This window comes from Klebsiella spallanzanii, assembly GCF_902158555.1.
GTDB classification, from domain to species: domain Bacteria; phylum Pseudomonadota; class Gammaproteobacteria; order Enterobacterales; family Enterobacteriaceae; genus Klebsiella; species Klebsiella spallanzanii.
This window is the reverse complement of the sequence record NZ_CABGGS010000047.1, coordinates 155,938-179,495: the sequence shown is the minus strand read 5'-3', so window position 1 is coordinate 179,495 and position 23,558 is coordinate 155,938. Positions and strand designations below refer to the sequence as shown.

Sequence of the window (23,558 nt, the reverse complement as noted above, 5' to 3'; positions counted from 1 at the left end):
GCGTCGTGGACGACTTTCTGACATTAACTCTGGCGGGGCGCTTGCCCCACCATTTCCATGGCCAAACCGCGCACTTTCGCTGGCACTGGATTGATTGCGGCATTCTGCAGCTCATCCCCCATGAACCTTGCGATCGGTCGCTGGTTTTATCATCGGGGCTCCACGGTAATGAAACCGCGCCGGTAGAAATCACCGATTTACTGCTGCGTCAGCTGTTTTGCGGGGAGCTGCTGCTACGCTGGCGGCTGCTGGTGGTCTTCGGCAATCCTCCGGCGCTGCGGGCCAACAAGCGCTATGTGCATAGCGACATCAACCGTATGTTTGGCGAGCGCTGGCGGACCTGGAGCGCCTGTGACGAGACCGACCGCGCACGACAGCTGGAGCATGCGCTGACGCGGTTTTATGCCTCAGGCTCCGGCGAACGCTGGCACCTGGATTTACATACCGCCATTCGCGGCTCGCTTCATCCTCGATTTGGCGTGCTTCCGGCGCGGGATAAACCCAGGGATGAACGTTTCCTGCGCTGGCTGGGGGCGGCAGGCCTGGAGGCGCTGGTATTTCATCAGCAACCGGGCGGCACCTTTACCCATTTCTGCTGTGAACGTTTTGGTGCGCTTTCCTGCACGCTGGAGTTAGGCAAGGCGTTACCGTTTGGCGACAACGATCTGAGCCTGTTTGCCGCTACCCAACATGCATTGGCACGTCTGCTGGCGGGGGATATGACGCTGGAGGAGGGGCAAACGCCGCTGCGCTACCGGGTGATACAGCAAATCACCCGCAGCAGCGAACTGTTTCGACTGCATATGTCGGCGCAGACGCTCAACTTCACGTCGTTCGCCGCCGGTACGCTGCTGGCCGAAGATGGTGATACCCGCTACGTGGTGGAAAGCGCGCAGGAATATGTGCTGTTTCCCAACCCCAACGTTGCTTTTGGTCAGCGAGCTGGACTAATGCTGGAGCGGTTCTAGATATTCCGTCGTCCGATCGGGCGGCGGTTTTTCTGTTGCCGTTTTATTTTTTCGTGCTTTGAGTTTTGATTACAGATTATTCCTGGTTAAATGCTTTGTTTTTAATCTTCTCTGTTTTATAATCTCCATAATTTCTCTATAAAACAGATTGTTAATTATTTTTACTTGCACTTCCTCCCTCATATTCCTTATTTTCTCCACAATTGGCGAGAAAATGTTTTTTACACTTTCAATGTTTTACGCTTGCTCTGACTAATTGACGATAAACGTCGTAAAGTTAATCTCGTCAACACGGCAACGCGCCGTAAGAATAACGCAAAGTAAGGATTGAACGATGAAAAAGATTACTGCACTGTTTGTTGCCTCTACTCTGGCTCTGGGCGCGGCTAACCTGGCTCACGCGGCAGATGCTACCGCCACCCCAACCGACAGCAAGCCGATGATGCACCATAAAGGCGGACCTGGTGGCCCGCACGACATGATGTTCAAAGGTCTGAACCTGACCGATGCGCAGAAAACGCAAATTCGCGACATCATGAAGAGCCAGCGTGAGAACATGAAGCGTCCATCCCTGGATGAACGCCGCGCGATGCATGAGCTGGTTGCCAGCGATACCTTTGATAAGGCAAAAGCGGAAGCGCAAATTGATAAGATGGAAGCCCAGCACAAAGAGATGGCGCTGGCTCGTCTGGAAACCCAGAACAAGATTTACAACATTCTGACGCCAGAACAGAAAAAACAGTTCAATGCTAATTTTGAGAAGCATCTGACAGATCGTAAAGCGCCTGAAGGTAAAATGCCTGCACCAGCTGAATAACTCAGCGCGCTGACTTAAGACCGCCGGTCTTGCCCAATAACGCCAACAGGCTTTGGGCAGGGCCGGCGGTTTTTCTTTATGTGAAGTCATCATCTGTAGAGAAACCTGATTTACCCGGCGGGGGCGAGTATGCCAGTATTGAGGCCTCTATTGTCACCACGGGCGCAGGCACCCTGATTCTGCTGCCCGCTATCTCTATGGATTTTGCATATGGAAATGTATATCGGCCTCGCCGTCATCGCTCTCGTCCTGGTTTGGGTCGTGATGACCTATAACCGCTTTATCTCTCTACGTCGTTTCAAAGACGAAGCCTGGAGCGGCATCGCCGTGCAGCTTAAGCGCCGTCACGATCTGGCGCCCAATCTGCTGAGCCTGGTGAAACGCTACGCGCAGCACGAAAAAGAACTGCTGGAAGAGATATCCCGCCAGCGTAGCGAGCTGGTCGGCAGCACCCGACAAATCGCCGACAGCGAACGACAATATTCCGGCACGCTGGGGCGTATTTTCGCGCTGGGTGAAGCCTATCCGGAACTCAGGGCCAGCGAAAACTTTCTCTCTTTACAGCAATCCCTCAGCGAAATAGAAGAGCAACTGCAAATGGCCCGCCGCTACTTCAATGGTACGGTGCGCGATTTCAATATTCTGGTTGAGTCTTTCCCGAGCCTGCTGCTGGCGCGGTTGTTTAATTTTAAAGCTGACGTTTTCTTCGAACTGGACTCCCCTGAAGAAGCCAAATCACCACGGATGGAGTGATTTAATGTCGCATTTACCTCTTCGGGCGCTTCGGGCGTTCGTACTGCTATTGCTGGCGGTAGCAAGCACGGCTTTCGCCGATAGCAAGATGATTATTGTCAAAGATGCCTCGCAGCTTCCCGCTGGCGCTATCCCGGCGTATGAGCATATTCTCTCTTTCAACTCACGGGCGCGCTTTAACGCAGACGGTAGCATGGAGATACGGGAAAATATCAAAGTGCTTGCGCTGGGAAAAGAGATCCGTAGAGGGATTTTCCGCACGCTACCGCTGACCTGGAATCGTCAGGACGGAAAGATTTTTCGCGTCGATTATGAGATTAAATCGGTTTCGCGTGATGGTGAATATGAGCTCTATAGCCTTGATAAAGAGGCAAAAACGTTGACATTACGCATCGGGAGCGCACAACAAACCCTCAGGCCGGGGATCTACAATTATGAGATTCGCTATCAGGTCAGTAACCATTTCAGCCGCTTCCCCGAATGGGATGAGCTGTACTGGAACGTGACGGGTAATGACTGGGCCTGGCCCATCACTAAGGCCAGCTTTCGTCTTGAATTACCGGACGCTGCCGCGAACCTCAACGCTGACGCTAAAGATGGCAGGCTGCGCTCCATTGATGTATATACCGGAACCGCAGGGGCAAAAGAGCATAATGCGGAGGTTCTTCCCGATGGCAGCGTGCGCACGTTGCGGCCCCTGGCAAAAGGTGAGGGGCTGACCGTAGTTTATACCTGGCCACGGGCGATTCTGGCCGGTGCGCCGACACCTGAAGCCGCTTTGCCGCTGGTGCATCTGCTTGTCCCGACGCTGAAAACCTCGGTGATATGGTTACCCCTGTTGCTGATGACCGGTTATTATCTGCGCTGGTGGCGGAAAAACGTAACCCAAGCTGGATTAAAGATGCCGCCGGTGGTACCGCTCTATTCGCTGCCTTCTTCAATGTCGCCCGGTTATCTGCGCTTTATTACGCGACGTAAATATGATGACGTTGCTTTTAGTAGCGATCTATTAGCGCTGGTGGCAAAGCGCGGGATGGCGGTGACCGGCGACAAAAATCAAGCCCACAGTCCGTGGCTATCGGATTCCGGCGCAAAACAGCGGCTAACCCGTTTGCCCGTCGAAGGAAACCGGCGCTTAAACAGCGATGACCTGCAGCTGTTAAGTACGCTTTTTAAGGGTAAACAAAAGAATATCGATCTCAGTAAGGCCCACCAGCGATCTATGCAGAATGCGCGTCAACAGCAGGAGAAACGCTGTGAAATCCAGCGAGCGAAACTGTTTCGTAAATGGGCGCAGCCGCTGCGGCGCACCATTTATATTGCGCTGCTGGTGCCGATAGTCTGCGGCATTTGGATTAACGCTGAGGTCGCTCTGCTCACCATCCCGGCCGCGCTCTTTATGCTGATTGGCGGGGCGATGTTGACTTTTCTGCTGCGGTTTTTATGCCGCCCACGGGAAATGTGGCGTTCCTGGGGGCCGGTCCCACTATTTTTTGCTGTTGTTTTTGGGCCGTTCGCAACGCTGGGCGGCGGGCTTTTTCTCTTCGGAATGCTGCCCATCACTCAGCTTCCGGCCGGATATATTGGCGCGTTGCTGGCGGCGATTGCGCTATGCGTTTTTGTCGGCTGGAAAACGCCTCGCTATACGCAGCATGGGCTGGACGAGCTGGCGGTCGCCAAAGGGTTGACGCTGTATCTAGGCACCGCAGAGAAGCACCGCTATCAGATTATCTACCCGCCCGCGCAGATGATTTCTCATTTTGAAGAGCTGCTGCCCGTGGCGCTGGCCCTTGGCGTGGGGAAAACCTGGGCCAATACCTTTGCTCACTATCTGAGTACCACTGGAGCCATGTCGGAAGCGTTTGCCAGCGCCGACTGGGGGAGCGTAAGCCACTTCAGTGAGTCCTGCCGTACATCCTCTATGGCAAAGCCAGATGATAGCTCAGGCAGCGGATCGTCTTCAGGTTCAGGCTACAGCGGTTCGGGATCATCAGGCGGCGGATCGTCCGGCGGTGGCTCAGGTGGCGGCGGTGGGGGTGGCTGGTAATCATTCGACCTACAGCGGATGAAGCTTATAGCTGCCGCTGAGCAGCGGTTTACACAATATTTTATAACCGTCCTGGTCAAACTTTGCCGACAGGCGCGTAAGTGATGACGCCTGCGAAAGGGAGTCTACGGCGCCTAACCACAGCCAGTTATGAATAATGTGGTATTGCGTCATATCATTGCTGCTCTCTTCCAGCGCGACTGCGCCTGCCCATGGCCAGCACACCAGCTGCATCTTTTGCAGGTTTGCCAGCAGCCGATCATAATGCGCCTCGACGCTCTCTTTCCCGCAGCAGGCACCTGCGCAGCGGCCCAGCGCGGAACGAAAGCAGGCGCGACCGCGGCTTAGCGGCTCCAGTCCCATTAACCCGTAGCACAGGCGATGCTCGTCGGCGATTTTTTGCAGCGCCTGGAGCGCTGCGCGGCGATTTGCAAACAGACCATAGAGATCGTTTTGCTGTGAGAAATCCAGTTCGCTGGCGTAGACCACCTGCGGGCGGGAGTCCGTCAGGCGTAACGAACATAGCTGGCGGTTTTGCCGCAGACGTTTATTGAACAGTGGCTGTTGCTCTTTAATCAGCTGCGCTTCTAATAATAGTGCGCCGAGTTCACCGGCCGTTCGTTGCCAGGTAATGCGCCGGGCCTGGCGAAGCATTGCCGCTTCGTCCGGCGTGCGCAGATGCGACAATACCCGGCTGCGGATATTCACGCTTTTGCCGATATAGAGCGGGAGAGTTTCGCTTTCTCCGTGGAACAGATACACGCCTGGCTGCTTTGGTAACGCCTCAAGCCACGGGCGAAGGTGTTCGGGATATTCGTAAATTGCCGCCGCTTCAAATTCGAGACGCGGGGCGGATTGCCGTCTTGCCACTATTGCTCCTGGTGCTGTTTATTTATCCAGTATAGCAGTGGAATGAAAAGCCGAAAAGGGTAAAAAATAACCCCGACCTGAGTCGGGGTGAGGAGAACGGAAGATTACTTTTTCCAGAAGTCGTCGAAGACGGTAATTGGCGGTCGTCGTTTATGCTCGGTTTTCAGGTACCAGCCTTCAATGGTTTTAGCGATTTTCTCGTCCAGCGTTTTGCCTTCCAGATAGTCGTCAATATTCTCGTAGGTCACGCCCAGCGCAACTTCATCCGGCAGGGACGGGCGGTCGTCTTCGAGGTCGGCGGTCGGCAATTTTTTATACAGATGCTCTGGGCAGCCTAGCTGGGCCAGCAGCTGTTTGCCCTGACGCTTGTTGAGGCGGAAGATGGGGTTAATGTCCGTACCGCCGTCACCGTATTTGGTGAAGAACCCGGTAATCGCTTCTGCCGCATGGTCGGTACCCACCACCACGCCGTGGGTCATTCCGGCGATGCTGTACTGTGCCTTCATGCGTTCGCGCGCTTTTTCGTTGCCGCGAACAAAGTCGCTAAGCTCAATTCCTGCCTCGCGCAGTGCCTGCTCGCTGGCCAGCACGGCACCTTTAATATTGACCGTTAAGACACGATCCGGCTGGATAAAGGCGATGGCGTCCTGGCAGTCCTGTTCATCGGCCTGTACGCCGTATGGCAGGCGAACGGCGATAAACTGCAGACTGCTATCCCCCGTTTCCGCCCGCAGCTCGTTGATGGCCTGCTGGCAGAGCTTACCGGTTAGCGTTGAATCCTGGCCGCCGCTGATGCCAAGGACCAGTGATTTAATAAAAGGATATCTTTGCAGATAGGACTTCAGAAAATTTACGCTGCGGCGTATCTCGCCTTCGACATCGATCTGGGGTTTTGCGCCCAGCGCCTGAATAATCTCTTGTTGTAGCGTCATCGCGCCCTCCGGGAAGTGAATCTGTTTGGCAATCAGCAAGGGATTAAGCTACCTCTTTGACGGTAAAACGACAAGGATCACAGTTTTGAGTGACGCAAAAGCATGCGATCTCAAGGACATCGCTTTTATTATTGGAAAGCTCTTAATTTTGGTTCATTTTTACCTTCGGCTTGAAAAATAACGATATTTATTCCAGGCTTATTAACACGCCAAAAAAAAGAGGATGGAATATGAACAAGAATTTTGCGGGATTTCTGGGCGCAGCAGCAGTATTGACCCTGCTGGCAGGGTGTACGGCCTATGACCGTACCAAAGACCAGTTCACCCAGCCGGTGGTTAAAGACGTTAAAAAAGGTATGACCCGGGCGCAGGTCGCGCAAATTGCTGGTAAACCTTCGTCAGAAGTGACCATGATCCACGCGCGCGGAACCTGCCAGACGTACATCCTGGGTCAACGCGATGGTAAAATTGAAACCTACTTTGTCGCTCTGGATGATACCGGACACGTTATGAATTCTGGGTATCAGACCTGCGCCGAGTACGACACCGACCCGCGCAACAGCAAGTAATACCCCGCCATATTGCTGATTCATACGTAAGCCCGACCATTGGTCGGGCTTTTTTATGATTCGTCATGCTTATTTAATTGCGCGAATTATTTGAGGGAAATGTGAGGGCAGTCAAAACGCGAGGTCAATGAGAGACAATTCAGTTCAAGGAGGAATTATCCGCGAGCTGAACGATGCCGTATACTCAATGCATAAACAATACTAATTCAAAGAAACACGTCTTACCGCCTCTCTGACATCAAGGATGCTGAGAGGATAAGGTCACACACATTGAGGAAGCGTTCATGGAAAAGAAACATATCTACCTGTTCTGTTCTGCTGGGATGTCTACATCACTACTGGTGTCTAAAATGCGCGCCCAGGCTGAGAAATACGAAGTGCCGGTTATTATTGAAGCATTTCCGGAAACCCTGGCGGGTGAAAAAGGCCCTGATGCCGATGTCGTATTATTAGGCCCACAAATTTCCTATATGCTGCCGGATATTCAGCGTCTGCTGCCAAACAAGCCAGTAGAAGTGATTGACTCTGTATTATACGGCAAAATCGATGGTTTAGGTGTACTGAAAGCGGCCGTTGCGGCCATTAAGAAAGCTGCTGCGCAATAATTTTATTTTAAAACTCGACATGTTCTGGATGGTTATTGCTAATAGCTTCGTGAGGGTGGGTTTTAGTATTTTACTGTCCGGAATATCGAGAGTTTATTTTCCCGTCAAAGAGTAATTTCATCTATCATTGCCGCAATGATTATATTGCGGCCTTAAAGGGTATTTATTATGAGTAAAGTGATTGATTCGCTTGAAAAGGTACTCCTTCCTTTTGCTGTCAGAATAGGAAGACAACCTCACGTCAACGCAATTAAAAATGGCTTTATTAAGCTAATGCCGTTGACGTTAGCCGGGGCAATGTTTGTTTTAATTAACAACGTATTTTTGAGCTTCGGCGACGGTTCTTTCTTTTATTCAATGGGCATTCGTCTGGATGCTTCTACAATTGAAACCCTCAACGGTTTTAAAGCTATCGGCGGTAACGTTTACAACGGTACGCTCGGTATTATGTCGCTGATGGCGCCTTTCTTTATTGGTTCTGCTTTAGCTGAAGAACGTAAAGTGGACCCGATGGCCGCAGGTTTATTAGCCGTCGCGGCATTTATGACCGTCACGCCTTATAGCGTGGGTGAAGCTTACGCCGTTGGCGCTAACTGGTTAGGCGGCGCCAACATTATTTCGGGTATTGTGATCGGTTTGGTGGTTGCTGAGATGTTCACCTTCATCGTTCATCGCAATTGGGTGATTACGCTGCCGTCCAGCGTACCGGCTTCGGTTTCACGCTCGTTCTCTGCGGTTATCCCGGCCTTTATCATCCTCTCTATTATGGGGATTATCTCCTGGGCGCTGACCCACTGGGGGACTAACTTCCACCAGATCATCATGGACACCATCTCCACGCCGCTGGCCTCAATGGGCGCCGTCGTAGGCTGGGCATACGTGATTTTCACTTCGCTGCTGTGGTTCTTCGGCGTACACGGTTCGCTGGCGCTGTCGGCGCTGGATAGCGGGATCATGACACCGTGGGCGCTGGAAAATATCGCAACCTACCAGCAGTACGGTTCTGTCGAAGCCGCGCTGGCCGCAGGTAAGAGCTTCCACATGTGGGCCAAGCCGATGCTTGATTCCTACATCTTCCTCGGTGGTACCGGTGCGACCCTGGGCTTAATCATCGCTATCTTTATCGCTTCTCGCCGTGAGGATCATCGTCAGGTCGCTAAACTGGCTCTGCCGTCAGGCATCTTCCAGATTAACGAGCCAATCCTGTTTGGTCTGCCGATTATCATGAATCCGGTGATGTTTATCCCGTTTATTCTGATTCAGCCTCTGCTGGCGGCTATCACCATGACGGCCTACACCCTGGGCATCATTCCGCCAATTACCAACATTGCACCGTGGACCATGCCGACCGGCTTAGGCGCTTTCTTTAACACCAATGGGAGCGTCGCAGCCCTGTTACTGGCCCTGTTCAACCTTGCTGTATCAACGCTGGTCTACCTGCCGTTTGTAGTGATTTCCAACAAAGCGCAGGGCGTCATTGAGCAGGAAGAGAGTGAAGAAGATATCGCTAACGCACTGAAATTCTAATATTGCGCGGTACGGGAGTTTTCCCGTACCGTCTGAGAAATAAGGGAGTCATTATGTTTGATCTGGATAACATTGCGGCAGAAGAGACCGCAGTAAACGACCTCGAAGAGGTGGTGATGGGGCTGATTATCAACTCCGGGCAAGCGCGCAGCCTGGCGTATGGCGCGCTGAAGCAGGCAAAGCAGGGGGATTTTGACGCCGCCAAAGCCATGATGGAACAGTCGCGGATGGCCCTGAGCGAAGCGCACCTGGTGCAAACTCAACTGATTGAGAGCGATGAGGGTGAAGGCAAAATGAAGGTGAGCCTGGTGCTGGTTCATGCGCAGGATCATCTGATGACCTCAATGCTGGCTCGCGAACTGGTTGCCGAATTGATTGAACTGCACGAGAAGGTACAATAGGTCATCGACGCGATGAGGCAGCCAAAGATGATGACCACTGAAATCAGTACCGCAAGGGAGCAACAACTCTTTAACGGCAAGAACTTTCACGTGGTCATTTATAACAAAACGGAGAGCGTAAGCGGGCTTCACCAGCATGATTACTACGAATACACTATCGTTTTAACCGGCCGCTACTATCAGGTTATCAATGGTAAGCGGGTGCTGCTGGAGCGCGGGGATTTTGTTTTTATCCCGATGGGGTCGCATCACCAGAGTTTTTATGAATTTGGTGCGACGCGCATTCTTAACGTCGGTATCAGCAGAAGTTTCTTTGAGAAACACTACCTGCCGCTGCTGCCGTTTGGTCTGGTTGCCTCTCAGGTCTATGCCGTTAAAAGTACTTTTCTCAGTTATATTGAATCGGTTATTGCATCACTGAATTTTCGCGAAACTGAATTTGACGAATTTATCGAACTGGTTTCTTTCTACACCCTAAATCGTTTGCGGCATTATCGTGAAGAGCCTGTGGAAGATGTTATTCCACAATGGTTGAAAAATACCGTTGAGTGTATGCACGATAAACTCAAATTTGGCGAATGTGCGCTGGAGAATATGGTTGAGCTTTCCGGAAAAACGCAGGAATACTTAACCCGGGCAACCCAGCGCTATTATGCCAAAACGCCGATGCAGATGATTAACGATATTCGCATCAACTTCGCCAAGAAACAGTTAGAGATAACCAACTACTCGGTGACCGATATTGCTTATGAGTCGGGGTACAGTAGCCCAAGTCTGTTTATTAAAACATTCAAGAAGCTGACTTCATTCACCCCCAGCAGCTATCGGAAACACCTCACCAGTATTAATTAAGCGGGCGCGGAATATTCCGCGCGGTCTAAATATTCAAATTAACTGTCCGTATTTAAACGGAGAGTGGGTGACGTACAGGCGTTATCCACAAGGGAGAAAATTATGAGCCAGAAATTGAAAGTTGTGACTATCGGCGGCGGCAGCAGCTATACCCCGGAATTACTGGAAGGGTTCCTGAAGCGTTATCATGAACTGCCGATTACAGAACTGTGGCTGGTGGACGTCGCGGAAGGGCAGGAAAAGCTCGATATTATTCACGCCTTGTGCCAGCGCATGGTGGAAAAAGCTGGCGTACCGATGAAAGTCTATAAGACTCTCGATCGTCGCGCGGCGCTGGAAGGGGCCGATTTTGTCACCACTCAGCTGCGCGTCGGCCAGCTGAAGGCGCGCGAGAAAGATGAGCGGATTCCTCTGAGTCATGGTTATTTAGGTCAGGAAACCAACGGCGCGGGCGGCTTGTTTAAAGGTCTGCGTACCATCCCGGTGATTTTTGATATCGTAAAAGACGTCCATGAAGTCTGCCCGAACGCCTGGGTGATTAACTTTACCAACCCGGCGGGCATGGTGACCGAAGCGGTTTATCGTCATACCGGCTTTAAGCGCTTTATCGGCGTGTGCAATATTCCTATCGGCATGAAAATGTTTATCACCGACGTGCTGAAGCTGAGCCCGAGCGATGAGCTGAACATCGATCTGTTTGGTCTGAACCACCTGGTGTTTGTTCGTGATGTCCTGGTTAACGGCGTGTCGCGCTTTGATGAGCTGCTGGACGGCGTGGCGTCAGGTCGTTTGAGCGCCAACTCGGTAAAAAATATCTTCGATCTGCCGTTTAGCGAAGGGCTGCTCCGTTCACTACGCTTGATCCCTTGCTCCTATCTGCTCTACTACTTCAAGCCAAAAGAGATGCTGGCGATTGAAATGGGTGAGTACTACAAAGGCGGCGCGCGTGCGCAGGTGGTGCAAAAAGTTGAGAAACAGCTGTTCGAGCTGTACAAAAATCCGGATCTGAACGTGAAACCGAAAGAGCTGGAGCAGCGCGGCGGGGCATATTATTCAGATGCGGCCTGCGAAGTGATTAACGCTATCTACAATGACAAGCAGGCCGAGCACTACGTCAACGTGCCGCACCATGGTCACATCGATAATATCCCGGCCGACTGGGCGGTCGAGATGACCTGTACGCTGGGTCGCGATGGTGCGAAACCAACGCCGCGTATCACGCACTTCGATGAGAAAGTGCTGGGGCTGATTTATACCATCAAAGGCTTTGAGGTGGCGGCCAGCGAAGCGGCTATCAGCGGTAAACTGGATGATGTGCTGCTGGCGCTTAACCTGAGCCCGCTGATCCACTCCGATCGCGATGCCGAGAAGCTGGCGCGTGAGATGATCCTCGCGCACGAGCAGTGGCTGCCCAACTTTGCGGCGACTATCGAAAAACTGAAACAGTAACGGGAGCGGCTCATGGAACGCGTGTTAATCGTCAATGCCGATGATTTTGGCCTCAGCAAAGGGCAAAACTACGGCATTATCGAAGCTTGCAAAAATGGTCTGGTGACCTCCACGACGGCGCTGGTCAACGGTGCGGCGATCGGTCACGCGGCTCAGTTAAGCCGCTGCGCGCCCGAGCTGGCGGTGGGGATGCACTTTGTCCTGACGCTGGGCGAGCCGCTATCGGCGATGTCGGGCTTAACCCGCGAAGGGCGTCTTGGTAAGTGGATTTGGCAGATGGCGGAAGAGGATAGCTTGCCGCTGGACGAAATCGCCCACGAACTGGCGTGCCAGTATCAGCGATTTGTCGAGCTGTTTGGCTATGAACCGACCCATATCGACAGCCATCACCATGTACATATGATTGCGCAGATCTACCCCATCGTCGCGGCATTTGCCCGCGAGAAGGGCGTGGCGCTGCGTATCGACCGCCAGCTGGCGACACTTTCTGGTTTGGCGCAGGATGCGGCGCGTAGCAGCGAAGGATTCGCCAGCGAGTTTTATGGTGAAGCGGTTTCCGAAGCGCTGTTTCTGCAAACTTTGGATGCCTCAATCCAGCGCGATGAAAAATCGCTGGAGGTGATGTGTCATCCGGCATTTGTTGATAACACGATCATGGGCAGCGCCTATTGCTACCCGCGCTTGACCGAACTGGATGTGCTGACCTCGGAATCGCTGAAGTACGCCATCGCCGAGCGCGGTTACCGGCTCGGAACCTATCGCGACGTGTGACAGGTAAAGTGGCCCGGCATTTCTGCCGGGCCCTGTTTTTATGCAGGGATCGCGGCGATTTTGGCGCTCCTTGACCACACCCGATGCGCCGCCATCAGAGTCATTAGTTCATCCATAGATTTATCATCTATTGCGTCCGTCTCAACAATCCCTTCTTCACCCTTGCTGGCAACCTGAAGCGACGTTTTGCACTGCCGGGCATCGCCTGCCAGTAAAATTGGCTTCAGGTGTTTGTAAGCTTCCAGCAGATAATAGTGGAAATCACCGTTGTTGTTCAGGCTTTGCAGATCGCCGCCGGAAACGATGACGGCATCTATGGTTAACGACGGCGAACCGGCAAAGGTGCCGGCAACCGGCAGAGCGGTACCATCATCAGCCTTCACCTCACCCATGCGAGAATAGAGCAGTTTGGCATGTACTCCCTTTGCTTTGAGCGCCTTCAGCAGCGCTAAGAGCTCTTTGGCGATGGGACGATCGTTAAGCAATACCGCGACAACCCGTCCTTTGACGTCGCCACCGGGAATAGCATAGAGGCTTAGCGTAGGGTCTTTTTTCAGGCCGTTAACATCCGCTGGCGGCGTGATGCTGCGCTGCTCGTCAGTGAGTTCGATACCGAGATTTTTGCCTACGGCCTGGGCGAGCTGCAGGTCGATATGTGCCAGTTGATCGACAACCCTCTCGCGGATCCACTCTCTGACGACTTTGCTCAGTTCGAAGCTAAAACCGTCGATAATATGCTGCTGCTCAATGGGCGTCTGGCTGCGCCAGAATAGCAGGGGCTGAGAGTAGTATTCGCCAAAGGAGGGGCTGCGCTGACGAATTTTTTCGCCGTCTACCCGCTCGGCATAAGACTCAAAACCTCCACCTTTGGCTGCCGGTGGCGTTTCCCGTGGCCAGTTATTATTAATGGAGTTCGGCTCATAGTTTGCCGGATTAGTATCAATATCCATCCGATGCATGCCGTCGCGCTGGAAATTATGGTACGGACAGGTGGGTTTATTGATAGGGATCTCATGGAAATTGGGCCCGCCAAGACGGCTAATCTGCGTATCGGTATAGGAGAATAAGCGGCCCTGCAGCAGCGGGTCGTTGCTGAAATCTATTCCTGGAACGATATGACCCGGATGGAATGCTACCTGTTCGTTTTCGGCAAAGAAATTATCCGGATTACGATTGAGGACCATTTTCCCAACTCGCTGAACAGGAACCAGCGCTTCTGGAATCAGTTTAGTGGGATCCAGCAGGTCGAAATCAAAAGCAAACTCGTCTTCTTCTGGGATCAGCTGTAATCCCAGCTCGTACTCGGGATAATCCCCGACTTCAATCGCTTCCCAAAGATCGCGGCGGTGGAAATCGGGGTCCCGCCCGGTCAACTTTTGTGATTCATCCCACACCAGAGACGCCTTACCCGCGACCGGCTTCCAGTGGAAACGTACAAACGTTGCTTTACCTTCGGCGTTAATCAGGCGGAAGGTGTGGATGCCGAAACCTTCCATCGTGCGGTAACTGAGGGGCAGTCCGCGGTCGGACATTGCCCACATGACATTGTGCAGGGTTTCCGGTTGCAGTGAGACATAATCCCAGAAGGAGTCGTGCGCGCTCTGCCCCTGCGGAACGGCCCAATGCGGTTCTGGTTTTACCGCGTGGACGAAATCAGGGAATTTGATGGCATCCTGGATAAAAAAGACCGGGGTGTTGTTACCGACCAGGTCAAAAATCCCCTCATCGGTGTAAAATTTGGTGGCAAAACCGCGAATATCCCGCACCGTATCGGCGGAGCCTGCGCCACCCTGAACGGTTGAGAAACGGACAAATACCGGCGTTTTCTTCTTCGGGTCAGTGAGGAACGCCGCTTTGGTGATGTCGCTTAAATCGCTATAGGGCTGAAAGTACCCGTGCGCAGCCGATCCGCGGGCGTGAACGATCCTTTCCGGAATGCGTTCATGGTCAAAATGGGTGATTTTTTCGCGCAGGATAAAATCTTCCAGCAGCGTTGGGCCGCGTTTACCTGCGCGCAGTGAGTTTTGATCGTCAGCGATACGAACACCCTGGTTGGTAGTGAGCGCATGGTCCTCGCCGCCTTTGCGATTCTTTTCCAGCGCGTCCAGTTTATCGCTGTGCGTATCTGGTGCTTTCATACTGCCGGGTGCGCCAGGCTCTTCTCCAGGTGCGGTCGGATGTGGCGTTGGACGCCAGTCCTGGTCATCGGGTGCCAGAGAGCCGAGCCCTGGTTTCGCCGCCCGGTCGTCGCGAACCGGGGATTGATGGGTTAGTGGTTTGTGGTGTTTATCAGACATTGCTTACTCCTGTTTTCATTGCTGAAAATGGTCGTTGCTGAACCAAAACCCTTCTAACTATAGAACATCTGTTCCAGCAGAATTTTTTCCAGGACTTTTACCCTTTCAGGAAACATGCAGGGGGCGACGAAAGGGGGCGCTTTCAGCTATGATAGGGGTTTATATTTCCCGCTTTGTTTAGTGAATCTATTTGTGATGAAACCACTTCGCCAACAAAATCGTCAGGTCATTAGCTACGTGCCTCGAGTGGAGCCCGCGCCGCCGGAACACGCCGTCAAAATGGACGGGTTTCGCGATGTCTGGATTCTGCGGGGTAAGTACGTTGCTTTTGTGTTGATGGATGAGCATTTTCGTCGTTCACCGCCGTTTAACGTGCCGGAAGCGGCGCAGCGCTGGGCGATACAAATGAGGCAGGAAGGTGAAATTGATGTCTGAGGGCGCTGTATAAAATGAAAAACCGCTGAATGTATCAGCGGTTTTTTTGTCTCTGAAGGCTTTGCGGCCCTCTCAGATTAGCGATGGGCCAGTTCGGCGTCCTCTTCACTATCAAGAATGGTTTTGTCGGTTTGACGCAGCCACTGGCTGGTCAGCGTACCGGCGGTCATTGAACCGCTAACGTTCAGCGCAGTACGGCCCATATCAATCAGCGGCTCAACCGAAATTAACAGCGCCACCAGAGTTACCGGCAGGCCCATTGCCGGCAGGACGATCAGGGCGGCAAACGTTGCACCGCCGCCAACGCCCGCGACGCCCGCGGAACTGACGGTAACGATGCCCACCAGCGTGGCAATCCACAGCGGATCGAACGGGTTAATGCCGACGGTCGGTGCGACCATTACGGCCAGCATCGCCGGGTAGAGACCTGCACAGCCGTTCTGGCCTATAGTGGCGCCGAACGAAGCGGAGAAGCTGGCGATAGATTCCGGTACGCCCAGACGACGAGTTTGCGCTTCCACATTCAGCGGAATAGACGCGGCGCTGGAGCGGCTGGTAAATGCAAAGGTCAGCACCGGCCAGACTTTACGGAAGTATTTCAGCGGGCTCACGCCATTTACCGCCAGCAGCAGGCCGTGCACCACAAACATGATGCCCAGACCGATATAGGAGGCGATAACGAAGCTGCCGAGCTTGATGATGTCCTGCAGGTTAGAGCCTGCAACCACCTTGGTCATCAGCGCCAGCACGCCGTACGGCGTTAACTGCATGACCAGACGTACCAGCTTCATCACCCAGCTTTGCAGCGTGTCGATAGCAGTGAGGACGCGCTGGCCTTTGGCGACGTCATCTTTCAGCAGCTTCAGCGCTGCAACGCCGAGGAAGGCCGCGAAGATAACCACGCTGATAATCGATGTTGGGTTCGCGCCGGTCAGATCGGCAAACGGGTTTTTCGGCACAAAAGAGAGGATCAGCTGCGGGACGCTCAGGTCTGCGACTTTACCGGCATAGTTGCTTTGAATGGCGTTGAGGCGGGCGGTTTCCGCGCTGCCCTGCACCAGACCTTCGGCGGTCAGGCCAAACATATTGGTGACTAACACCCCGACCAGCGCCGCAATCAGCGTCGTAAACAACAGAGTGCCGATGCTAAGGAAGCTGATTTTACCCAGCTGCGAGGCATTGTGCAGACGGGCGACCGCGCTCAGGATAGAGGCGAAAACCAGCGGCATGACAATCATCTGCAGTAGCTGAACATAGCCGTTACCGACAATATTAAACCACTGGATAGAATCCTTCAGCACCGGGCTATCGGAACCGTAGATAAACTGCAGCGCCAGACCGAATATCACGCCGATAACCAGACCGACCAGCACTTTTTTAGCAAGGCTCCACTGTTTATGGCGGGTTTGGGCCAGCGCCAACAGTAAAACCGCGAACACGACAACGTTCGCTATTAATGGAAAATTCATCCCCGTTCTCCTGATATCTTTTGCAACCGGGTTGGTCAATAACCAACTCTTATGACGGCAAGGGTAGCAGAAGGCGTAATTCGTTACTTATATTCAAATGGAATGGGTTATAACTAATTTGATCTTTCGGTGGTTTATCGCGCTATCTGGTGATTAATAAAGCGATTAAACGTGGTTTGCAGTGAATTAATCATATCTGAAGACCAGCGAACGGCGCTGTTTTCGGCAACGTTCTGCGGCATCCACACCGCATAAATGAAGAGCGCCATACACAGCGCGCGTTCCAGCTGATTGCCTTTGCGCGGCGCGAGGATTGGCAAACGGAAACGCCAACGGCAGGGCCAGAGTAATGGAACGCCCGCCGGGGTGAGCATATCGGCGAGAATGTGGCTGAGATAACCGAGCACCAGCCCCTGAACCGCATCCGCCGGGACTATCCAGCTCTCAGGGACTTTCAGCGAGAAAACCGCCATCGCGCCAAAAACCACCAGCAGACTATGAGTGAAGCCTCGATGGCCGAAGGCGCGCGCTATCGGTTTTGATATCCAGCTTAATCGCTGCCCGAGAAATGATTTAGGGTGATCGATATCTGGCAGCAGGCAGGTCAGGATGGCGGAAGGGATAATATGCCACCAGTCACCCTGAGCCAGCACGGGCGTTAATTCCGCGTTTTTCGCAAATACCGCACAGGCGATAGAAAAGAGGAGGTGGCCTTCCGCCGTCATGATAAACACCCTAAACTGTCAATTCATACAGTATAGGGTTTTTATACAGTGTGCGGAAGAGGTGACGGTGTAACTCTTTGTCACAAAATCGTCAGCGGGCCAGCCATCCGCCATCCACCGCCAGGGTGTAGCCGCTAATGTAATCTGCCGCCGCGGAAGCCAGAAATACCACTGGACCCTGCAGGTCATCAGGAATGCCCCAGCGCCCGGCGGGGATGCGGTCAAGGATCTCTTTGCTGCGCTCGGCATCATCACGCAGCTGCTGGGTATTGTTGGTCGCCATATAACCCGGTGCGATAGCGTTAACGTTGATGCGATGTCCTGCCCATTCGTTAGCCATCAGGCGAGTAATGCCCAGCACACCGCTCTTTGAGGCGGTGTAGGAAGGCACCCGAATGCCGCCCTGGAAAGAGAGCATCGAGGCAATGTTAACAATTTTTCCGCCTTCACCCTGTTGAATAAACTGTCTGGCAACCGCTTGTGAAAGAAAGAATACTGATTTCAGATTCAGGTTGAGAACGTCGTCCCAGTCTTTTTCACTAAATGAGAGCGCATCGGCGCGGCGTATCGTTCCGGCGTTATTGACCAGAATATCGATGCGGCCCATGGCGGCAACGGCCTGAGTCACAATAGTTTCAATCTCATCCTGACGGCTCAGATCGGCCTGAATTGCGGTAAAGCGGCGGCCCAGCGCCTGAACCTTCTCTGCCGTTTCGTGGGGGATCCGGCGATTCACGCCGACGATATCGCATCCGGCCTGCGCAAGGCCCAGCGTCATTCCCTGACCCAACCCGGTATCACAACCCGTCACGATAGCGACCTTACCCGTAAGGTCAAAGGCGTTCAGTACCATATGCACCTCTGTATGCTGATTTCATGCGTCAAATAACGCTGTTGAGACAAGCATAGAGGGCGAGAGAAGAAAAAACAATTAAAAATGAAACGCTGTTTTAATTTTGTGATGATAAGATAGGGTTACTATCCCATCATCACCGGATGGCTTAACCGAGCAGGTCGGTCAGGGTGAGGGATTTCAGGCTTGTCAGCTTCACATCGGCCAGCACGAAGCGCGGGTCACGGCTGTTTTCTGCTTCAGGTACGACAATCGAGCGCATACGTGCCGCTTTGCTGGCAATCATGCCATTCACAGAGTCTTCCAGCGCCACGCAGTTCATGGGGCTGATGCCGAGTTTTTCGGCACAGTTTAGATAAACCTGCGGGTGCGGTTTGCTGAATGGCAGCAATTCGGCAGACGAGAGGGCGTCAAACTGGTCGCGCAGCTCAAACATGGTGAGGACTTTTTCCAGCATTCTCAGCGGCGACGCTGACGCCAGACCGATTTTCAGCCCCTGGGCTTTACACATCGCGACGGCTTCCCGCGCACCGGGCAGGATTGGGCGCGCTTCTTCAACCAGTTGAATGGCGCGGTTGATGATTCGCGCGGTGACTTCCGCGCGATCCGGGCCTGTCCACGGCTGTTGAGCAAACCACAGGTCGACGACTAAATCGATGCGTAGCCCCAGAATATCGGGCATTTCATTGCGGCGGCTGATATCCACCCCAAGGCTTGCAATCACTTCCAGCTCGGCTTTATCCCACAGCGGCTCGGAATCAATCAGTAATCCATCCATATCAAAAATCGCGGCATCAATCTGTCGCCTGGCTGACATAAGTCCCTCTCCTGTAGCGTAAGTAGATAACGAATCGGCCCTCATGGTATATCATACCGCGCATTATTGGGCGAAATTCGCCGACGAAGGTAGACTTAGAATGAATCAGGCGTCTTAACAAGGGGAACCCATGACGTATCAACAAGCTGGACGCATTGCAGTACTTAAACGTATTTTGGGGTGGGTGGTATTTATCCCGGCGGTGCTCTCGACGCTGATTTCCGTGCTGAAATTTATGTACGAGCACAGCGAGAAAAAACCGGGCATCGATGCAGTGATGATGGACTTTGCCCACGTAATGATCGAGATGATGCGCTTTAATACGCCGTTCCTGAATTTCTTTTGGTACAACTCGCCGCTGCCGGATTTTAAGCACGGGATGAATATTGGTTTCTGGATTATCTATATCCTGATCTTTGTCGGGATGGCGCTACAGGCATCCGGCGCGCGGATGGGGCGCCAGGCGAAGTTTCTACGTGAGGGGGTTGAGGATCAGCTGATTCTGGAGCAGGCCAAAGGGGCGGAAGGGCTGACGCGTGAGCAAATCGCTGAACGTGTCGTGGTACCGCGTCATACTATTCTGGTGCAGTATTTCTCGCTGTACGTCCTGCCGGTGATGGTGATTGTGCTGGGTTACTTCTTCTTTTCTTTACTCGGTTTTCTGTAAGGGGTTAGCCCGGCGGGTTTACCGGGCTAACCCATTTATAGGGCAGGCAGCGCGCGCGGTTTGCCCTGATTATCCACTGCGACGTAGATAAATAGCGCTTCGGTTGCCTTGTAGCGTTGCCCGATGGGTTCAGACGACACTTTTTTCACCCACACTTCCATATTAATGGTTATCGACGTATTGCCGCGCTTCACGCAGTTCGCGTAGCAGCACACCACGTCGCCCACCGCGACCGGACGTAGAAAGGTCATGCCGTCGACGCGCACGGTGACCACGCGCCCGTGGGCGATTTCTTTCGCCATAATGGCCCCGCCAATATCCATCTGCGACATCAGCCAGCCGCCAAAAATATCGCCGTTGGCGTTGGTGTCCGCTGGCATCGCCAGGGTGCGTAAAACCAATTCGCCCTTCGGCGCGAGATCTGTTGTTGTCATTCTATACTCTGTACTAGTCAAAGATGATCAGGCGCGATGCTACTATGAAAATGGCGTGGAGAGAATAGGGGGAATACGCCCGCCAGCGCGGGCGCAAGGGTTTAGAAGGAGAGCGTGACGCCAGCGTAGTAAGCACGGCCCGGTTCGTTATAGGTCGAAGCACCTGAGTTTTCGCGATAAATTTGCTTATCGAACAGGTTGCTAATACCCGCATTCAGGCGCAGATCTTTCATTAGCTGGTAGTTACCGCCAATACCAACCACGGAATAGGCGCCGACTTCGTTGGTGGCTAACGAGTTAATCTCGTTACGAATTTCCGCGTATTCGCGCGGTTTCTGCCGACCGTACATCGTCCAGTTGACGTTCGCCGACAGTTTGCTGGTCACCTGCCAATCGAGCGAAGTATTGATGGTATATTTCGGAATAACGGACAGCGGATTGCCGGTATCTTTATTTTCCGATTTGATCATATAGGTAGCGTTAGTGCGCCAGCTGAGCGTATCGGCAATCACCGGAACCAGCAGCGTTCCTTCGAGACCTTCAACGACCGCTTTACCGCCGTTCTGCCACTGGAGAATATAATTCCCATCAGAGGTATAGCCCATCACGTCGGTACCGGAAACGATTTTATTTTTGTAATCGTTACGGAACCAGGTAATACCGGCATTGTAGCCATTTAAGTTAAATTCAAGGCCAACCTCTTTGTTGACGCTGATTTCCGGATCAAGATTTGGGTTACCCAGCAGATAACAACCATTCCCGGTGAGGTCGGTTGGGCAGCCGTTACCGTTCGTGCGCAGCAAATAGCCCTCGCTGGACTGATACAGGTTCGGTGCTTTAAACACCCGGGCAATACCCGCTTTGACCTTAAACATATCGCCCAGATCCTGCGACAGGTTCAGACTTGGGCTCCAGTTGCTGCCGAAGTCGTTGTGATAGTCAAAGCGCAGGCCGGGGATAATATTGGTGCCCGGCGTCGCTTCAATATTGTCTTCGAGATAGATACCGGTCAGGGTGGCGCTATTTTTGGGGCTGCGCTGAGACGGATCGCCGGAAGAACCGGGGACTTCTTCCGTTACGCTAGTGGCCTGCATCGACGCCGGGTCATTCAGCTCATCGCGATTCCACTCCATACCCAATGTCAGGGTCTGTTCAGCCAGCCAGTTGAAGGGAATATTCAACTCGCCGGTTGAGCGCCACGATTCCAGGCGACTGGTGGCATATTCATCGCTGTTGATCATTCCTTCTACGCGGCCGGTGGAACCCTCCTGCAGGCGGGTGTTGTTGGTTTTTTCGTAGTAGACGCCCGCTTTCGACTGGCCCCAGTCCCAGATGCCGTTATAGGTCAGGCCCCAGGTCTGACGATACATCCGGTTTGTTTCCTGGCCGTAAAGCGAATCCACCAGCCCGTTTGGACTGACGTTGCCGTTGCTGTACTGAGTATCTCCGGCATAAATATTGCCCTGGCGGCTATAGGCGTAGCTGAAATCGACAATCTGCTGCGGCGTCACTTTCCATGACAGCAGGGCGTTAATATCTTTGTTGCGCACGCCTTCGCGGCCTGCGGCATAAGAGCCATTTTGAGCGTGGTTGATATCCCAGGCATCGGGTTCCGTTTTGTTGATGTTGCCGTACAGGCGCATGGTGAGGGCATCGCCGGCCAGCGGTCCGTTAAGGTTAAAGTTAGCCCGGTTGGTGGAGCCTTCTTTATTATTTTCCGGCTGATTAGTATAGAGCGAGAGCGAGCCGTGCCAGTCGTTGGTCGGACGTTTAGTAATAATATTCACCACGCCGCCCGCGGCGCCTGAGCCGTAGCGCGCCGCCGCAGGGCCGCGCAGAACCTCGATACGCTCGACCATTTCCGGCGGCACCCAGTTGCTGTCGCCGCGGGTATCACGCTCACCGCGCCAGCTGTAGCGTACCGAGTTACGAGAGGTGACGGGTACGCCATCAATAAGAATCAGCGTATTTTCCGGCCCCATGCCGCGAATATCGATTTGTCGGTTGTTACCGCGGCTACCGCTGGCGCTGTTGCCGGTCAGATTGACACCGGGCATTTTACGAATGATTTCTGACAGATCGTTAACCGGAGGATCTTTAGCGATATCTTCTGCGGTGATGATCGAAACGCCCGGCTGCTGTTTGAGCGCTTCTTCAGCGGTTCCCCGAACGACCATCGTTTCGGTATCCTGCTCTACCTCTTCGGCGAAAACACCCGGGCTAAGTAAGCCTGCGATGGCCAGGGCAAGAGGCGTTGCTATGTGATTTTTCTGCGGTCTCATTATGAATATCCATATCAAATCATGAAAAATTGAGATCGAGAATATCAATGATAATTATTATCATTACAATTGATTGGCGTTAATCTCCATCAAATCCTCACAATTGCCGCAACTTTCCAGCATGTGGTAGATATCGTGAAGAAACCGCCAGGCCACCACGCAGGCTAGCGCAGCATAAATTCCGATTTCAGAACCAAACAGCTCAATGGCCATCAGGGTAGAAGCTATAGGGGTATTGGCTGCAGCGGCAAAAACGGCGACAAAGCCAATTCCGGCTAAAAAGCTCAACGGCATATGAAGCAGGGGGACCAGCGCGTTGCCCAGCGTCGCGCCGACATAAAACAGCGGGGTTTCAGCTGAAGCGCTTTATGCCGGCGGGAAGCAATGAAAAACGGCACGCAGGACTGCGTGCCGGGGGAATAGTCGTTTAGTGGTTGTCATCCTGCGGCATATGGCGATAGATGTAAACGCCGCTCAGCAGGGTGAACACCAGCGTCAGAGCCGTCAGGCCGAAGACTTTGAAGTTGACCCAAATATTCTGCGGTAGCCAGAAAGCGATGTAGATATTCGCCAGCCCGCAGAGGATGAAAAACACCGCCCAGGCCAGATTCAGACGCGACCACACCTGCTGCGGCAACGTTAACTCTTTACCCAACATGCGCTGGATAAGCGGCTTTTTCATCACCCACTGGCTAAACAGCAGCGCGCTGGCAAACAGAACGTAGATAACCGTCACTTTCCATTTAATAAATTCGTCGTTATGGAAGAAGATGGTCAGTCCGCCAAATACGGCGACCAGTACAAAAGTAATCAGCGCCATTTTCTCGACTTTGCGATAGCGCACCCAGCTGTAGATCAACACAATGGCTGTGGCGATAATTAGCGCGGTCGTCGCGGCGTAGATATCGTAAAGCTTGTAGAATGCGAAGAAGACTACCAGCGGTAAAAAATCCAAAAACTGCTTCATACATCGATTCCGTCGTTCAGAAAGGGCCGGGAGGATCCGGCCCGAATTAAG

At 53.0% G+C, this 23,558-nt stretch carries 23 protein-coding genes and 1 pseudogene; 13 read left to right on the top strand and 11 right to left on the bottom strand.

The window, feature by feature from the left end:
- Positions 1 to 5 precede the first annotated feature (5 nt).
- The 4 genes from astE (at position 6) to FN082_RS29145 (ending at position 4,585) form a co-directional block, all read left to right on the top strand.
- Positions 6 to 968, top strand: coding sequence for a succinylglutamate desuccinylase (astE, locus tag FN082_RS29160; protein ID WP_142982836.1), 963 nt, complete (start codon positions 6 to 8; stop codon positions 966 to 968).
- Between the two features lie 334 nt (positions 969 to 1,302).
- Positions 1,303 to 1,785 carry an ATP-independent periplasmic protein-refolding chaperone Spy gene (gene spy, locus FN082_RS29155; RefSeq protein ID WP_139537936.1) on the top strand — a complete coding sequence of 161 codons (483 nt, stop codon included), beginning with the start codon at positions 1,303 to 1,305 and terminating at the stop codon, positions 1,783 to 1,785.
- A 210-nt stretch (positions 1,786 to 1,995) separates the two neighbouring features.
- On the top strand, positions 1,996 to 2,538 hold the full coding sequence (locus FN082_RS29150) for a LemA family protein (protein ID WP_142982835.1): 543 nt from the start codon (positions 1,996 to 1,998) through the stop codon (positions 2,536 to 2,538).
- Positions 2,539 to 2,542: 4 nt separating this feature from the next.
- Entirely contained in the window at positions 2,543 to 4,585 is a 2,043-nt protein-coding gene (locus FN082_RS29145) for a DUF2207 domain-containing protein (RefSeq protein WP_139537938.1), read from the top strand.
- A 9-nt stretch (positions 4,586 to 4,594) separates the two neighbouring features.
- Here the strand turns inward: FN082_RS29145 and cho are convergent, their stop codons facing one another.
- A complete protein-coding gene (gene cho / locus FN082_RS29140) occupies positions 4,595 to 5,455 on the bottom strand; it encodes an excinuclease Cho (protein WP_139537939.1) in 861 nt (286 codons plus the stop codon).
- A gap of 104 nt (positions 5,456 to 5,559) precedes the next feature.
- On the bottom strand, positions 5,560 to 6,387 hold the full coding sequence (nadE, locus tag FN082_RS29135) for an ammonia-dependent NAD(+) synthetase (RefSeq protein ID WP_139537940.1): 828 nt from the start codon (positions 6,385 to 6,387) through the stop codon (positions 5,560 to 5,562).
- 230 nt (positions 6,388 to 6,617) lie between these two features.
- Here nadE and osmE point away from each other — a divergent pair, with 230 nt between their 5' ends.
- From osmE to chbG, 7 genes are all read left to right on the top strand, one after another.
- On the top strand, positions 6,618 to 6,956 hold the full coding sequence (gene osmE, locus FN082_RS29130; RefSeq protein ID WP_139537941.1) for an osmotically-inducible lipoprotein OsmE: 339 nt from the start codon (positions 6,618 to 6,620) through the stop codon (positions 6,954 to 6,956).
- Between the two features lie 284 nt (positions 6,957 to 7,240).
- Entirely contained in the window at positions 7,241 to 7,561 is a 321-nt protein-coding gene (chbB, locus tag FN082_RS29125) for a PTS N,N'-diacetylchitobiose transporter subunit IIB (RefSeq protein ID WP_004101340.1), read from the top strand.
- Positions 7,562 to 7,729: 168 nt separating this feature from the next.
- A complete protein-coding gene (gene chbC, locus FN082_RS29120) occupies positions 7,730 to 9,088 on the top strand; it encodes a PTS N,N'-diacetylchitobiose transporter subunit IIC (RefSeq protein WP_004112376.1) in 1,359 nt (452 codons plus the stop codon).
- A 53-nt stretch (positions 9,089 to 9,141) separates the two neighbouring features.
- The gene (chbA, locus tag FN082_RS29115) at positions 9,142 to 9,489 is read left to right on the top strand and encodes a PTS N,N'-diacetylchitobiose transporter subunit IIA (RefSeq protein WP_139537942.1); all 348 of its coding nucleotides are present in this window, start codon (positions 9,142 to 9,144) and stop codon (positions 9,487 to 9,489) included.
- Between the two features lie 12 nt (positions 9,490 to 9,501).
- Positions 9,502 to 10,341, top strand: coding sequence for a transcriptional regulator ChbR (chbR, locus tag FN082_RS29110; protein ID WP_268887470.1), 840 nt, complete (start codon positions 9,502 to 9,504; stop codon positions 10,339 to 10,341).
- Positions 10,342 to 10,443: 102 nt separating this feature from the next.
- Positions 10,444 to 11,790, top strand: coding sequence for a 6-phospho-beta-glucosidase (locus FN082_RS29105; protein ID WP_142982834.1), 1,347 nt, complete (start codon positions 10,444 to 10,446; stop codon positions 11,788 to 11,790).
- Between the two features lie 12 nt (positions 11,791 to 11,802).
- Complete coding sequence (gene chbG, locus FN082_RS29100; RefSeq protein WP_139537945.1) at positions 11,803 to 12,561, top strand: chitin disaccharide deacetylase; 759 nt, start codon at positions 11,803 to 11,805, stop codon at positions 12,559 to 12,561.
- Positions 12,562 to 12,599: 38 nt separating this feature from the next.
- Here chbG and katE read toward each other — a convergent pair whose 3' ends face one another.
- Entirely contained in the window at positions 12,600 to 14,858 is a 2,259-nt protein-coding gene (gene katE, locus FN082_RS29095; protein ID WP_142982833.1) for a catalase HPII, read from the bottom strand.
- Between the two features lie 114 nt (positions 14,859 to 14,972).
- On the opposite strand from katE, the gene cedA reads away from it, so the two are divergent.
- Positions 14,973 to 15,293 carry a cell division activator CedA gene (gene cedA, locus FN082_RS29090; RefSeq protein WP_139537947.1) on the top strand — a complete coding sequence of 107 codons (321 nt, stop codon included), beginning with the start codon at positions 14,973 to 14,975 and terminating at the stop codon, positions 15,291 to 15,293.
- A gap of 77 nt (positions 15,294 to 15,370) precedes the next feature.
- On the opposite strand, the gene FN082_RS29085 is transcribed toward cedA, so the two are convergent.
- The 4 genes from FN082_RS29085 to hxpB all read right to left on the bottom strand — a co-directional run bounded on the left by FN082_RS29085 (position 15,371) and on the right by hxpB (position 19,157).
- A complete protein-coding gene (locus FN082_RS29085; protein ID WP_139537948.1) occupies positions 15,371 to 16,762 on the bottom strand; it encodes an L-cystine transporter in 1,392 nt (463 codons plus the stop codon).
- Positions 16,763 to 16,896: 134 nt separating this feature from the next.
- Complete coding sequence (locus FN082_RS29080) at positions 16,897 to 17,487, bottom strand: metal-dependent hydrolase (RefSeq protein ID WP_139537949.1); 591 nt, start codon at positions 17,485 to 17,487, stop codon at positions 16,897 to 16,899.
- A 91-nt stretch (positions 17,488 to 17,578) separates the two neighbouring features.
- Positions 17,579 to 18,340, bottom strand: a complete 762-nt coding sequence (gene kduD, locus FN082_RS29075; RefSeq protein WP_139537950.1) for a 2-dehydro-3-deoxy-D-gluconate 5-dehydrogenase KduD — start codon at positions 18,338 to 18,340, stop codon at positions 17,579 to 17,581.
- A 148-nt stretch (positions 18,341 to 18,488) separates the two neighbouring features.
- On the bottom strand, positions 18,489 to 19,157 hold the full coding sequence (gene hxpB, locus FN082_RS29070; protein ID WP_139537951.1) for a hexitol phosphatase HxpB: 669 nt from the start codon (positions 19,155 to 19,157) through the stop codon (positions 18,489 to 18,491).
- Between the two features lie 130 nt (positions 19,158 to 19,287).
- On the opposite strand from hxpB, the gene FN082_RS29065 reads away from it, so the two are divergent.
- A complete protein-coding gene (locus FN082_RS29065; protein ID WP_142982832.1) occupies positions 19,288 to 19,824 on the top strand; it encodes a YniB family protein in 537 nt (178 codons plus the stop codon).
- A gap of 35 nt (positions 19,825 to 19,859) precedes the next feature.
- Here the strand turns inward: FN082_RS29065 and yciA are convergent, their stop codons facing one another.
- The 4 genes and pseudogenes from yciA to FN082_RS29045 form a co-directional block, all read right to left on the bottom strand.
- Positions 19,860 to 20,258 (bottom strand): acyl-CoA thioester hydrolase YciA, encoded by a 399-nt coding sequence (yciA, locus tag FN082_RS29060; protein WP_004121302.1) that lies wholly within the window; start codon positions 20,256 to 20,258, stop codon positions 19,860 to 19,862.
- A 101-nt stretch (positions 20,259 to 20,359) separates the two neighbouring features.
- Positions 20,360 to 22,540 (bottom strand): TonB-dependent siderophore receptor, encoded by a 2,181-nt coding sequence (locus tag FN082_RS29055; protein ID WP_139537953.1) that lies wholly within the window; start codon positions 22,538 to 22,540, stop codon positions 20,360 to 20,362.
- A 147-nt stretch (positions 22,541 to 22,687) separates the two neighbouring features.
- A pseudogene (locus FN082_RS30420) lies at positions 22,688 to 22,891 on the bottom strand (chloride channel protein); the annotation flags it as partial.
- Positions 22,892 to 22,967: 76 nt separating this feature from the next.
- Complete coding sequence (locus tag FN082_RS29045; RefSeq protein WP_004101360.1) at positions 22,968 to 23,507, bottom strand: septation protein A; 540 nt, start codon at positions 23,505 to 23,507, stop codon at positions 22,968 to 22,970.
- Positions 23,508 to 23,558: the final 51 nt, after the last annotated feature.

Bases quoted from the DNA above. Each gene is read 5' to 3' on its own strand.
- chbG (WP_139537945.1), top strand. From the start codon at position 11,803: ATGGAACGCGTGTTAATCGTCAATGCCGATGATTTTGGCCTCAGCAAA.
- nadE (WP_139537940.1), bottom strand. From the start codon at position 6,387: ATGACGCTACAACAAGAGATTATTCAGGCGCTGGGCGCAAAACCCCAG.
- FN082_RS29150 (WP_142982835.1), top strand. From the start codon at position 1,996: ATGGAAATGTATATCGGCCTCGCCGTCATCGCTCTCGTCCTGGTTTGG.
- FN082_RS29105 (WP_142982834.1), top strand. From the start codon at position 10,444: ATGAGCCAGAAATTGAAAGTTGTGACTATCGGCGGCGGCAGCAGCTAT.
- FN082_RS29055 (WP_139537953.1), bottom strand. From the start codon at position 22,540: ATGAGACCGCAGAAAAATCACATAGCAACGCCTCTTGCCCTGGCCATC.
- osmE (WP_139537941.1), top strand. From the start codon at position 6,618: ATGAACAAGAATTTTGCGGGATTTCTGGGCGCAGCAGCAGTATTGACC.
- FN082_RS29145 (WP_139537938.1), top strand. From the start codon at position 2,543: ATGTCGCATTTACCTCTTCGGGCGCTTCGGGCGTTCGTACTGCTATTG.
- FN082_RS29065 (WP_142982832.1), top strand. From the start codon at position 19,288: ATGACGTATCAACAAGCTGGACGCATTGCAGTACTTAAACGTATTTTG.
- FN082_RS29085 (WP_139537948.1), bottom strand. From the start codon at position 16,762: ATGAATTTTCCATTAATAGCGAACGTTGTCGTGTTCGCGGTTTTACTG.
- chbR (WP_268887470.1), top strand. From the start codon at position 9,502: ATGAGGCAGCCAAAGATGATGACCACTGAAATCAGTACCGCAAGGGAG.
- yciA (WP_004121302.1), bottom strand. From the start codon at position 20,258: ATGACAACAACAGATCTCGCGCCGAAGGGCGAATTGGTTTTACGCACC.
- chbA (WP_139537942.1), top strand. From the start codon at position 9,142: ATGTTTGATCTGGATAACATTGCGGCAGAAGAGACCGCAGTAAACGAC.
- hxpB (WP_139537951.1), bottom strand. From the start codon at position 19,157: ATGTCAGCCAGGCGACAGATTGATGCCGCGATTTTTGATATGGATGGA.
- katE (WP_142982833.1), bottom strand. From the start codon at position 14,858: ATGTCTGATAAACACCACAAACCACTAACCCATCAATCCCCGGTTCGC.
- chbB (WP_004101340.1), top strand. From the start codon at position 7,241: ATGGAAAAGAAACATATCTACCTGTTCTGTTCTGCTGGGATGTCTACA.
- FN082_RS29045 (WP_004101360.1), bottom strand. From the start codon at position 23,507: ATGAAGCAGTTTTTGGATTTTTTACCGCTGGTAGTCTTCTTCGCATTC.
- spy (WP_139537936.1), top strand. From the start codon at position 1,303: ATGAAAAAGATTACTGCACTGTTTGTTGCCTCTACTCTGGCTCTGGGC.
- kduD (WP_139537950.1), bottom strand. From the start codon at position 18,340: ATGGTACTGAACGCCTTTGACCTTACGGGTAAGGTCGCTATCGTGACG.
- chbC (WP_004112376.1), top strand. From the start codon at position 7,730: ATGAGTAAAGTGATTGATTCGCTTGAAAAGGTACTCCTTCCTTTTGCT.
- cedA (WP_139537947.1), top strand. From the start codon at position 14,973: ATGCAGGGGGCGACGAAAGGGGGCGCTTTCAGCTATGATAGGGGTTTA.
- FN082_RS29080 (WP_139537949.1), bottom strand. From the start codon at position 17,487: ATGACGGCGGAAGGCCACCTCCTCTTTTCTATCGCCTGTGCGGTATTT.